Genomic DNA, 11,805 nt, shown 5'->3' on the forward strand with positions numbered 1-11,805 from the left:
GGATCGCCAACTACACCCAGGGCAACTTCGCCACCTACGAGCGCAACCCCGACTACTGGGACAAGACCGCCATCGACGGCAAGGAGTACCAGCTACCCTTCGTCGACAGCTTCACGTATCGCACCGTCAAGGACGAGAGCACCCAGCATTCGCTGCTGCGCACCGGCCGCGTGGACATCATGGAGCTTGTCCGCTGGAGCGCGGTGGAAGAGCTCAAGAAGAGCGCGCCCGATCTTCAGTGGCGCCGGGCACTCATGCATTCGGGCTATCTGCTGGCCCTGCGCAACGACGTCAAGCCCTTCGATGACGTACGCGTACGCCGCGCGCTGAACATGGCCGTCAACAAGCAGGAGATCATCGACGCGCTCTGGGGCGGCAACGGCGAGCTGCTGGCCTTCCCGCTGCATCCGGACTACCTGGGTATCTACGAGCCGCTGAAGGACATGCCCGAGGAGGTGCAGGCGGTCTTCAAGTACGACCCGGACGAGGCCAAGAAGCTGCTGGCCGAGGCGGGCTATCCCAAGGGCTTCAAGTTCCAGGCCCAGGTCTGCGCGTGCAATGCGACGCACATGGAGCTGATGCCGCTGCTCGCGGCCTACTACGAGCAGATCGGCGTCACCATGGAGATCGTACCCATGGAGTACGCGGCTTTCTTCGGCGCAATGAATGGAAAGAATCATGCCGCCGGCTACATGATGCAAAAGGGCCACAGCAATCCGACCACGGCGCTGCGCAACTCCTATACCCCGGGCGACCCCTGGAACGCGGCCGTGTATGACAACCCCAAGTTCAACGAGGGGCTGCAGGCCGCCTTCGACGAGCGTGACAATGAGAAGCGCGCCGAGATCCTGCGCGAGATCACCCGCGTCGGCCTGGCCGATGCGCCCTACGTCTACCTGCCCACGCCCTACATCTACCGCGCCTGGTGGCCGTGGGTGAAGAACTACGACGGCGAACTGTTCGCCGGTGCGGTCAAGCCCGGCCCGGTCTATTCGCGCATCTGGATCGACCAGGACCTGAAGAAAAAGATGGGGTATTGAGATGACCTTGTCGCCCATCTTTCGTGTACGACGTCTCTGCACCGCCGGCACGCTCGCGCTGGCCGCCGCGCTGGGTGTCGCCAGCGCCCAGGCAGCCGAAGCGCCTCGCCATGGCGGCCGCCTGGAAATCATCAACTACTACTCCCAACTGAGCGCGCTCAGTTGGGACCCGGCCGACTTCGCCTGGAAGATCAACGAAGATGCCGGCCATATCTACGATTCGCTGATCGTCGGCGACCTGGACCAGGCGCAGAGCCGCGGCGGCAAGTTCAACTTCGAGCCCGATGCCTGGCTGGCGCCGGAGGCCCAGCGCGGCGATCTGGCCGAGAGCTGGGAAGTCAAGGACGACCCCCTGCGCGTGGAAATCAAGCTGCGCGAGGGCGTCAAGTTCCCCGCCAAGGAAGGCGTGATGCAAGCCCGCGACCTCACCGCCGAGGACGTGGCCTACAGCCTGAACCGGATGCTGAAGTCGCCGCGCGCCATACCGCGCTTCTATGACTTCGTGGACCGCGTCGAGGCCAGCGGCCCGCGCGAGGTCACCATCTTCATGTCGCGCTACGACAGCGACTGGCCCTATCTCCTCGGCTACGGCTACTACACCCAGATCTATCCCAAGGAAGTGGTCGACAAGGGCATCAACGACTGGCGCAACGCCAACGGCAGCGGCCCCTTCAAGCTCACCGCCTACACCCAGGGCAACTCGGCCACCTACGAGCGCAACCCCGAGTACTGGGACAAGACCACCATCGACGGCAAGGAATACCCGCTGCCCTTCGTCGACGCCCTCACCTACCGCACGGTGGTCGACGAAAGCACCCGGCTCTCGCTGCTGCGCACCGGCCGCGTGGACATCATGGAGAACATCCGCTGGAACTCGGTCGAGGAGCTGAAAAAGAGCGCGCCCGATCTCCAGTGGCGGCGCGCCCTCATGCACGCGGGCAACCTGCTGGCCCTGCGCAACGACGTCAAGCCCTTCGACGACGTGCGCGTGCGCCGCGCCATGAACATGGCCGTCAACAAGCAGGAGATCATCGACGCCCTGTACGAAGGCAATGCCGAGCTGCTCGCCTTCCCGCTGCATCCGGACTACCTCGGCATCTACCAGCCGCTCGAGGAGATGCCCGACGACGTCAAGCAGGTCTTCACCTACGATCCCGAAGGCGCGAAGAAGCTGCTGGCCGAGGCCGGCTACCCCAAGGGTTTCAAGTTCCAGGCCCAGGTCTGCGCCTGCAACCCCAACTTCATGGAGCTGATGCCCCTGCTCGCGGCCTACTACGAGCAGATCGGCGTCACCATGGAGATCGTGCCCATGGAATACGCCGCGATTTTCTCGTCCATGAACTCGCGCAAGCACCTGCCCGGCTACATCATGCAAAAGGGCCTGAGCAACCCGGTCGCGGCGCTGCGCAACTCCTACACCAAGGACGACCCGTGGAACACCCCGCTCTATGACAACCCCGAGTTCGAACAGCGCCTGCAAACGGCCATGGCCGAACGCGACGACGCGAAGCGCGCCGAGATCCTGCGCGAACTCACGCGCACCGTCCTGGCCGACGCCCCCTTTGTGTACCTGCCTACGCCCTACGTCTACCGCGCCTGGTGGCCGTGGGTGAAGAACTACGACGGCGAATTGTTCGCCGGCGCGATCAGACCGGGTCCGATCTACGCACGTATCTGGATCGACCAGGATCTCAAGAAGACAATGGGTTATTGACATGGCCGTTGCCACTACCGAACACGAGCGCGTCGGCGCGCTCGACGCGCCAGGCGCGCCGCGATCCGACGCGGCGCCCTCCCGTCCGCTGCTCAGCGTGCGCGGCCTGGTCACCCGGTTCCGCACCGAACGTGGCCTGGTCACCCCGGTCAACGACGTCTCGTTCGACCTCGCTGCCGGCGAAACCCTGGCCCTGGTGGGCGAATCGGGTTCGGGCAAGAGCGTCACCGCGCTCTCGCTGCTGCGGCTCATCCCGACGCCTCCCGGCAAAATCGAGAGCGGCAGCATCACGCTCGAGGGCGAAGACCTGCTGGCGCTCGACGACAAGGGCATACGCCGCATCCGCGGCAACAAGATCGGCATGATCTTCCAGGAGCCGATGACCTCGCTCAACCCGTCCATGACGGTGGGCATGCAGGTCGCCGAGCCGCTGGTCCTGCACCACGGCATGTCGTGGGACAAGGCGATCGGGCGCGCGGTCGAGCTGTTCAAGGAAGTGCGCATTCCCGACGCCGAGCGCCGGGTGCACGACTACCCGCACCAGTTCTCCGGCGGCATGCGCCAGCGCGTGATGATCGCCATGGCGCTGGCCTGCGGGCCGCGCCTGATCATCGCCGACGAGCCGACCACCGCGCTGGACGTCACGGTCCAGGCACAGGTGCTCGACATCCTGAAGGAACTCACGCGCGAGGTGCAGTCCTCGCTGATCCTCATCACGCACGATCTCGGGGTGGTCGCGCGCTACGCCGACCGGGTGGCGGTGATGTACGCGGGGCGCATCGTCGAACTCGCTCCCGCGCGCGAGCTGTACGCCCGCCCGCGCCATCCCTACACCCTGGGCCTGATGGCCTCGGTGCCGCGCCTGGACACCGCCTCGCACGAGCGTCTGGTCCCCATCGAAGGCCAGCCGCCCGATCTCGCCAACCCGCCCGCGGGCTGCCCTTTCGCCCCCCGCTGCCGCTATGCCATGCCGCGCTGCACGACCGAGCGTCCACCGCTCGAAGCCGCCGCTCCGAACCACCTGAAAGCCTGTTTCGCCGATGTCCATGCCTGATACTGCTTCCGCCGCTACGGCCACCCAGGCGCCGCCGATCCTGGAGGTCGACGATCTCGCCGTGCACTTTCCCGTCACCAAGGGCGGTTTCTTTCAGCGCCAGGTCGGCGCGATCAAGGCCGTCGATGGCGTCTCGTTCACGCTGCGCAAGGGCGAGACGCTCGGCCTGGTCGGCGAGAGCGGCTGCGGCAAGTCCACCACCGGCCTCGCCGTGCTGGGCCTGTCCCCGATCACGCGCGGCCGCGTGCGCTTCGAAGGCCACGACGTCAATCACCTGTCGGGCGCCGAAACGCTGCGCTTTCGGCGCCGCGCGCAAATGGTCTACCAGGACCCCTACGGCTCGCTGAACCCGCGCATGACGGTCGAGGAGATCGTCAGCGAGCCCCTGCGCATCCACAACCACCCCGGCGGCGCCCCGGTGCGGCGCAAGCGTGTCGCCGAACTGCTCGATCTCGTCGGCCTGCTGCCCGCCATGGCGCAACGCTACCCGCACGAGTTCTCGGGCGGCCAGCGCCAGCGCATCGGCATCGCACGTGCGATCGCCCTGGAGCCCGACCTCATCGTCTGCGACGAATCGGTCTCGGCGCTGGACGTGTCCATCCAGGCGCAAGTGGTCAATCTGTTCATGGACCTGCAAAAGCAGCTCGGGCTCACCTACATCTTCATCGCGCACGACCTGGCCGTGGTGCGCCACATCAGCAACCGGGTCGCCGTCATGTACCTGGGGCGCATCGTCGAGATCGCCGACCGCGACGACCTCTACGACGACCCCAAACACCCCTACACCCAGGCGCTGCTCTCGGCGATCCCGGTGGCCGACCCGGTAGTGGAAGCCTCGCGCGCGCGGGTCAAGCTCACCGGCGAAGTGCCCAGCGTGATGAAGCCGCCCTCGGGCTGCCGCTTCCATCCGCGGTGCCCGCACGCCATGCCGGTGTGCAAGACCCAGGACCCGCCGCTGCGGCCGCTGGGGGCCGGCCTGCGCAGTGTGGCCTGCCATTTGCACGATCCCGCCATCGTCAAGGGGCACGCATGACGGCCGGCGCCCGCGGCGATGCCGCCGACGGCCTGGCCGCGCAGCGCGCGGCCGAGGCGGCGCGCTGCGCCTATCCGGGCGCACGCGCGCCGGACCGCCAGTACCGCATCGACAGCGGCGGCATCGAACTGGCCGTGCACGAATGGGGCGATGCCGCGGCGGCGCCGGTGCTGCTGGTGCACGGCGCCTTCGACTTCGCACGCACCTTCGACGTCTACGCCCCCCTGGTGGCGGACGCCGGCTACCGCATCGTCGCCTACGACCAGCGCGGCCATGGCGACTCCGACCATGCCGACCTCTATAGCTGGGTCGCCGACGAGCGCGACATGCTGGCCGTCGCCCACGCGGTCTCGCCCGAGCCCTGCCCGGCCATCGGCCATAGCAAGGGCGGCTCCATGCTCGCGCACACCATCCAGGCGCTGCCGCACCGCTTCACCAAGTTCGTGGCGATCGACGGCCTGCCGTTTCGCAGCCCGCACCCGGAATCCGCCATGCGCGAACGCAAGTCGATGACGGCGGAGAAGATCACCGAGTGGCTGGATCACCGCCAGCGCGCCGTACACGCAGCGCGTCGTCCGGGCACGCTCGAGGAGCTTGCACAGCGGCGCGCCCGCATGAACCCGCGCCTCTCGCACGAATGGCTGTGCTACATCGCCACCCACGGCGCGCGCCGCGACGCCGACGGCTGGCGCTGGAAGATCGACCCCTCGATGCGCATGGGCGGCTTCGGGCCTTTCCGCTCGCGCTGGATCACCGACCGGCTGCCCGGCTTCCCGGTGCCGATGCTGGCGATGTTCGGCACGGTACGCGAGCCCATGGGCTGGGACGTCACCGCGGAGGAGCTCGCGCCCTGGCTGCCGTCCACCACGCGCGTCGAAGTCTTCCAGGACACCGGCCACTTCCTGCACATCGAACATCCGCAGCACGCGGCATCGCTCACCATCGACTTCCTGCGGTCATGACCCAGTTCCTGCAACACAACCGTATCCGCCTGGCCCTGCACACGCTCAAACCCGGCGACGGGCTCGCCCTGCTGCTGCTGCACGGGCTGGGCGAACGATCGCCCGCCCGGCTGCCCGACGAGTACGCGCGCTGGCGCGGGCCGGTCCACGCGCTCGACTTCACCGGCCACGGCGCTTCGCAGATTCCGCGCGGCGGCGGCTACACCTGCGAGCTGCTGATGGCCGATGCCGACGCCGCGCTCGCCCACCTGGGCCGCGCCACCGTGGCCGGCCGCGGGCTGGGCGGCTACGTCGCGTTGCTGCTGTCCGGCGCGCGGCCGCAGCGGGTGCATGGCGCCATCCTGCGCGACGGCCCGGGCCTCGCCGGTGGCGGCACCAACACCAAACAACCCTACATTCCGGTCGTCGATACGGGCCAGCCGGCGCCGCCCGACCCGTACGCCCTCGCCGATCTCGCCACCGATGCGCGTCCGCCCGGCTACGCGGCCCACTACGCCACCCTGGCCAACCTGAACTCCCCCCTGTCGCGCCCCATCGCCATCTGCACGCGCGAGCAGCCGGAATGGCTGAGCGCGGTCATGGCGCTGGGCATCGAACGCGTCGAGCTCGCCGACGCCCTGGACGAGTACGCTGCCGAGGCACCATGAGAACCGCCGTCGCGCCGGGCGCCGCCGCCCCCGAGCGCATCCTCACGGAACGTGAGTACCGGGTACAAGTCTGGCGCGACCTGCGCCGCAACTACATCGCCAACCTCGCGCACGGCCTGCTCGGCATGACCGGCTTTCGGCTGGTCAGCGCGCCCACCTTCGTGCCGGCCTACGTGTTCCTGCTGTCGGGCTCGCAGCTCGCGGTGGGCTTCGCATTGTCGGCGCAGTTCCTGGGCATGGCGCTGTCCTCGATCTGGGGAGCGACCCTGATCGAGCACAGGCGCCGGGTCATGCCCATGGTGCATTTCGTGGGCTGGATGATGCGCGTGCAGATCCTCGCGCTGGCGCTCTCGGCCTGGTGGCTCACCGGCGGCGAGGCGCTGGTGGCCGCCTGCATCTTCCTCACCCTGTTCGGCTTCTTCGGCGGCATGCAGGGCGTGAGTTTTCACTTTCTCTTGTCCAAGGTGATCCCGGTGAACAAGCGCGGCCGGCTCACCGGCATGCGCAACTTCCTGGGCGGCCTGACCGCGGCCGGCGTGGCCTGGCTGGGCGGCAAGTATCTGGTCGGCGCGAACGCCTTCGGCAACGGCTACGCCAGCACCTTCTTCGTGGCCTTCGTGCTGACCAGCCTGGGGATCACGGCGCTCTCCTTCGTGCGCGAGCCGGCCTCGCCCCAGGTGCGCGTGCGCCGCCGCCTGCTGGGCAGCCTGCGCGACCTGCCCGAGCTGCTGCGCGCCGACCCCACGTTCACGCGCTTCTTCATCGCGCGCGCCCTGGCCGCCTTCGGCATGATCGCCGTGCCGTTCTACGCCATCTACGCGAGCCGCTACGTCGACCTGTCCGGCACCATGCTGGGCGCGCTGTCGGTCGCCTTCCTGCTCGCCCAGACCTTCAGCAACCTGGTCTGGGGCCGCATGGCGGATCGCTACGGCAACCGCCTCGTGTTTCTGGTCAGCGTCAGCCTGTGGGCGGCCGGCACGGTACTGCTGCTCGTCGCCGGCAACCTGCCCGGCTTCGTCGTCGCCTTCGGCGCGCTGGGCGCCGGGCTGGGCGGCTTTCAGGTCGGCTCGCAGAACCTGGTGCTGGAATTCGGCTCGCGCTCGGACCTGCCCATGCGCATCGCCGTGTCCGATACCGCCTGCTACGCCATGATGGCCTCCGGGCCCGTTCTCGGCGGGCTGCTCGCGCAGACTCTCGGCTTCACCATCGTTTTCTGCATCGCCATACTCGTGAAGAGCCTGGCCGTCGCCGCCATCCTCAGCGTACCCGAGCCGCGCCGCCGCCGGCTCGTGCGCACGCTCTGACCCCATCAGGAGCACCGCATGCAAGACCGCACTTATCCCGAGTTCAGTACGCGCTACCCTCTGCTCGTCACCACCTTGATGAAGCGCCCGGTCAGTCTCTATCCCGAACAGATCGGCGTGGTCTATCGCAACCATGTGAGCGGCGAGTACACCCGCCTCACCTGGGCCGGGTGGCACGAACGCGTGTGCCGCCTGGCCAACGCGCTGCGCGGCCCGCTCGCGGTGAGCCCCGGCCAGCCGCCCCGGCTCGGCGATCGCGTCGGCACCCTGGCCTTCAACACCCACCGGCACCTGGAACTGTATTACGCCGTACCGGGCATCGGCGCGACCCTGCACGCCGTCAACATCCGGCTCTCGCCCGAGCACATCACCTACACCATCCGGCACGCCCAAGACCGCGTCCTGTTCGTCGACGACATCGTGCTGCCGCTGCTCGAAGGCATCTGGGACAAGGTGTCGGACGTGGTGCGCACGGTCGTCTACATGAGCGACAAGCCCGGCCTGCCCGACACCCGCATCCCCAACCTCATCCACTACGAAGACCTGCTCGCCGCCCAGCCGCCCGAGCACGAATGGGCCTACCTGGACGAGGACACCAACGCCACCCTCTGCTACACCACCGGCACCACCGGCCTGCCCAAGGGCGCCACCTTCACGCACCGCCAGCTCTACCTCATGACGCTGCACATCCTCGCCGCGCAGAACATGAGCAACACGCCGGCGCACATCAGCCGCGAGCACCTGGGCGAGAACGCCGTGCCCATGCTGAACACCCCGCTGTTCCATGCGCATGGCTGGGGCGCCCCCTTCTTCTGCGTGTTCTCCGCGCAGAAGATCGTGCTGCCCGGCTCCTTTACCGTCAAGGGCTTCTGCGAACTGGTGCAGACCGAGCGCGTGACCTCGGTGAGCGTGGTGCCGACCATCGCCGCCATGCTGCTGGAATATCCCCAGTTGCACGAGTACGACCTGTCCAGCCTGACCCGCGTCGGCGTGGGCGGCGGCGCCCTGCCCCTGGGCCTGAAGACCAAGCTCGAGAAACTGCTGCCGAGCTTCCAGGTGTCGTCCGGCTACGGCATGACCGAATCCGCGCCCGCCGCCGTCAACGCCTTCGTCAAGAAGCACATGGTCGACTGGGGCAAGGAGCGCCTGGACGGCGTGCTGGTCAAGACCGGCGTGCCCATGCCTGGCCTGGAAGTCCAGGTCGTCGACGAAGCCGGCAAGCCCGTGGCGCGCGACGGCGCGAGCATCGGCGAGATCGTCATGCGCGGCCCCTGGATCACCGAGAAGTACTACGACAACCCCGAGAAGACCGCCGAAGTCTGGTATGACGGCTGGTTCCACACCGGCGACATCGCCACCGTGGACGCCGACGGCTTCATCGTCATCGCCGACCGCATCAAGGACGTCATCCGCAGCGGCGCCGAGATGGTGCCCACCGTGCTGCTCGAGAACCTCATCGCCATGGCCGACTTCGTGCTCGAAGCCACCGTCGTCGGCGCCCCCGACCCCGTGTGGGGCGAACGCCCGCTCGCCCTGGTGCGCCTGCGCCCCGGCCATGACGCCGGCGCGACCGACGTGGTGGACTTCCTCTTCGAACACGGCGTGCAGACCGGCCGCATCACCAAGTGGATGGTGCCGCGCCTCATCACCCTGACCGACGACATCCCGCGCACCAGCGTGGGCAAGTTCAACAAGAAGGCGGTGCGCGACCGCATCGACGAGTACGTGGCGCAGGCGGTGGACGTGTCGGAGCACGTGGGGAAGACACAAGGGTGAGGCAGGCGAGCACGAACACGCGCACCTCTCAGCCGGTTCGATAGTCAGAGCGCCCGCTTGCGCAGCCGCAGCGCATTGCCCACCACCGACGCCGAACTCAGGCTCATCGCCAGCGCGGCGAACATCGGCGAGAGCAGCCAGCCGGTGAGCGGATACAGCAGGCCGGCGGCCAGGGGTACGCCCAGCCCGTTGTAGATCAGCGCGAACCACAGGTTCTGCTTCATGTTGTCCACGGTGGCCTGCGACAGGCCTCGCGCAATGGAGATGCCGCGCAGGTCGCCCTTCACCAGGGTGAGCTGCGCACTGTTCATCGCCACGTCGGTGCCGGTGCCCATGGCGATGCCCACATCGGCCTTGGCCAGCGCCGGCGCATCGTTGATGCCGTCGCCCGCCATGGCCACCACACGGCCGCCCTTCTGAAGACGCTCGACCAGCGCCAGCTTGTCGGCAGGTTTGACCTCGCCGTGCACCTCGTCGATGCCCAGCCGCGCGGCGACGGCCTTGGCCGTGGTTTCACCATCGCCCGTCGCCATGACGATGCGCAGGCCCGCCTGGTGCAGATCGGACAAGGCCTCGGGCGTGCTGGCCTTGATCGGGTCCGACACCGCGAGCAGGCCCGCGAGCCGGCCATCGGCGGCGAGGTACATCACGCTCGCCCCCTCGGCGCGCAGCGCCTCGGCCTGCGGAGCCAGTTCGTCGACCGTGACGCCGGCCTGTTCCATCAGCACGGTGTTGCCGAGCGCCAATGCGCGGCCGGCGACGCGCCCGCGCACCCCGATGCCGGAACCGGATTCGAAATCCTCCGGATTGTCCAAGGTCAGCGCCTGCGCCCGCGCCTGCCGCACGATGGCGTCGGCCAGCGGATGCTCGCTGCCCTGGTCCAGGCTGGCGGCCAGGCGCAGCACCTCGTCGGCGCTGAAACCCGCGGCCGGCACCGCTCGCTCGAAGGCCGGCCGGCCTTCGGTCAGTGTTCCGGTCTTGTCCACGATCAGCGTGTCGACGCGGCGCAGGTTCTCGATGGCCGCCGCATCGCGGAACAGCACGCCCTGCGTGGCGCCGCGGCCGGTCGCCACCATGATCGACATCGGCGTGGCCAGCCCCAGCGCGCACGGGCAGGCGATGATGAGCACCGACACCGCATTGATGAGGCCGAAGACCCAACTCGGCTCGGGGCCGAAAAAGCCCCAGCCGAAGAAGGTCGCCACCGAGATGGCGACCACCGCCATGACGAACCAGCCGGCCACGCTGTCGGCCATGCGCTGCATCGGCGCCTTGGAGCGCTGGGCCTGCGCCACCATCTGCACGATCTGCGAGAGCATGGTGTCCGAGCCGACGCGTTCGCAGCGCATGACGAGCGCGCCGCTGGTGTTCAGCGTTGCGCCGATCAAGCGCTCGCCTTTGCGCTTGCTGACCGGCACCGGTTCTCCGGTGAGCATCGATTCGTCGACCGAGCTGCTGCCCTCGATCACGACGCCGTCGACCGGCACCTTCTCGCCGGGCCGCACACGCAGCCGATCACCCACGTGGACATGCGTGATCGGGATGTCCTGCTCACCACCGTCGTCGTTGATCCGCCGCGCCGTCTTGGGCGAGAGGCCCAGCAGCGACTTGATCGCCGCCGACGTCTGCGAGCGCGCCCTGAGCTCGAGCAGTTGGCCCAGCAAGGTCAGCGAGATGATGACCGCCGCCGCCTCGTAATACACGCCGATGCGACCCATCGAGACGAAGGAATCCGGGAACACGCCCGGCATGACGGTGGCGACGACGCTGTAGAGGAACGCCGCCCCCGTTCCCAGGCTGATCAGCGTCCACATGTTGGGGCTGCGATTGACGATGGACTGCCAGCCGCGCTGGAAGAACGGCAGACCGGCCCACAGCACCACCGGCAGAGTCAACACCAGCTCGACCCAGGTCTGCGTGCCCATGTCCATGAGATGCAACTGGTGGCCGAACATGGCCAGCACCAGCACCGCGACCGAAAAGGGCAAGCTCCACCAGAAGCGGCGCTGAAAGTCGCGCAGTTCGGGGTTGTCGTCGTCCAGCTCGGGCAGCAGCGGCTCCAGCGCCATGCCGCACTTGGGGCAGTTGCCCGGATGATCCTGGCGGATCTCGGGGTGCATGGGGCAGGTGTAGATGGCGCCAGGGTGGCTCGCCGGCAGGCTCGTGCCAGGTTCTTGTTCCCCATGGCCTGGGTGGAGGGAATGGGATGGGGCTGGACTCACGGGATGCACTCCTTGACTCGGCCTGCGGGTTTCCGGCGAAGACGCCTGGGACA

Annotated in this window: 9 protein-coding genes; 8 read left to right on the plus strand and 1 reads right to left on the minus strand. The window is 68.1% G+C overall.

The genetic code is table 11. The features are described from left to right. The 8 genes from FOZ76_RS17105 to FOZ76_RS17140 form a co-directional block, all read left to right on the plus strand. A partial coding sequence (locus FOZ76_RS17105) for an ABC transporter substrate-binding protein (protein ID WP_143949505.1) occupies positions 1-1,040 on the plus strand: 1,040 nt, incomplete at its 5' end. Between the two features lie 7 nt (positions 1,041-1,047). After that, entirely contained in the window at positions 1,048-2,754 is a 1,707-nt protein-coding gene (locus FOZ76_RS17110) for an ABC transporter substrate-binding protein (RefSeq protein ID WP_246129589.1), read from the plus strand. A 1-nt stretch (position 2,755) separates the two neighbouring features. After that, the gene (locus FOZ76_RS17115) at positions 2,756-3,808 is read left to right on the plus strand and encodes an ABC transporter ATP-binding protein (protein ID WP_143949507.1); all 1,053 of its coding nucleotides are present in this window, start codon (positions 2,756-2,758) and stop codon (positions 3,806-3,808) included. Then, on the plus strand, positions 3,801-4,841 hold the full coding sequence (locus FOZ76_RS17120; RefSeq protein WP_143949508.1) for an ABC transporter ATP-binding protein: 1,041 nt from the start codon (positions 3,801-3,803) through the stop codon (positions 4,839-4,841). The genes FOZ76_RS17115 and FOZ76_RS17120 overlap by 8 nt, the downstream gene beginning before the upstream one ends. After that, a complete protein-coding gene (locus FOZ76_RS17125; protein WP_143949509.1) occupies positions 4,838-5,803 on the plus strand; it encodes an alpha/beta fold hydrolase in 966 nt (321 codons plus the stop codon). Before FOZ76_RS17120 ends, FOZ76_RS17125 begins: the two co-directional genes overlap by 4 nt. After that, positions 5,800-6,450, plus strand: coding sequence for an alpha/beta fold hydrolase (locus FOZ76_RS17130; protein WP_143949510.1), 651 nt, complete (start codon positions 5,800-5,802; stop codon positions 6,448-6,450). The genes FOZ76_RS17125 and FOZ76_RS17130 overlap by 4 nt, the downstream gene beginning before the upstream one ends. Continuing rightward, positions 6,447-7,754, plus strand: a complete 1,308-nt coding sequence (locus FOZ76_RS17135) for an MFS transporter (protein ID WP_143949511.1) — start codon at positions 6,447-6,449, stop codon at positions 7,752-7,754. The genes FOZ76_RS17130 and FOZ76_RS17135 overlap by 4 nt, the downstream gene beginning before the upstream one ends. 18 nt (positions 7,755-7,772) lie before the next feature. Beyond that, positions 7,773-9,530 carry a long-chain-fatty-acid--CoA ligase gene (locus FOZ76_RS17140; RefSeq protein WP_143949512.1) on the plus strand — a complete coding sequence of 586 codons (1,758 nt, stop codon included), beginning with the start codon at positions 7,773-7,775 and terminating at the stop codon, positions 9,528-9,530. A 44-nt stretch (positions 9,531-9,574) separates the two neighbouring features. On the opposite strand, the gene FOZ76_RS17145 is transcribed toward FOZ76_RS17140, so the two are convergent. Next, complete coding sequence (locus FOZ76_RS17145; RefSeq protein ID WP_143949564.1) at positions 9,575-11,650, minus strand: copper-transporting P-type ATPase; 2,076 nt, start codon at positions 11,648-11,650, stop codon at positions 9,575-9,577. Positions 11,651-11,805: the final 155 nt, after the last annotated feature.

The sequence above is a fragment of the Verticiella sediminum genome (assembly GCF_007558815.1).
In the GTDB taxonomy this organism is placed as follows: Bacteria; Pseudomonadota; Gammaproteobacteria; order Burkholderiales; family Burkholderiaceae_B; genus Verticiella; species Verticiella sediminum.

Coding starts and splice junctions, on each gene's coding strand:
- FOZ76_RS17135 (WP_143949511.1), top strand. CDS start 6,447: ATGAGAACCGCCGTCGCGCCGGGCGCCGCCGCCCCCGAGCGCATCCTC.
- FOZ76_RS17140 (WP_143949512.1), top strand. CDS start 7,773: ATGCAAGACCGCACTTATCCCGAGTTCAGTACGCGCTACCCTCTGCTC.
- FOZ76_RS17125 (WP_143949509.1), top strand. CDS start 4,838: ATGACGGCCGGCGCCCGCGGCGATGCCGCCGACGGCCTGGCCGCGCAG.
- FOZ76_RS17145 (WP_143949564.1), bottom strand. CDS start 11,650: ATGCACCCCGAGATCCGCCAGGATCATCCGGGCAACTGCCCCAAGTGC.
- FOZ76_RS17115 (WP_143949507.1), top strand. CDS start 2,756: ATGGCCGTTGCCACTACCGAACACGAGCGCGTCGGCGCGCTCGACGCG.
- FOZ76_RS17130 (WP_143949510.1), top strand. CDS start 5,800: ATGACCCAGTTCCTGCAACACAACCGTATCCGCCTGGCCCTGCACACG.
- FOZ76_RS17120 (WP_143949508.1), top strand. CDS start 3,801: ATGCCTGATACTGCTTCCGCCGCTACGGCCACCCAGGCGCCGCCGATC.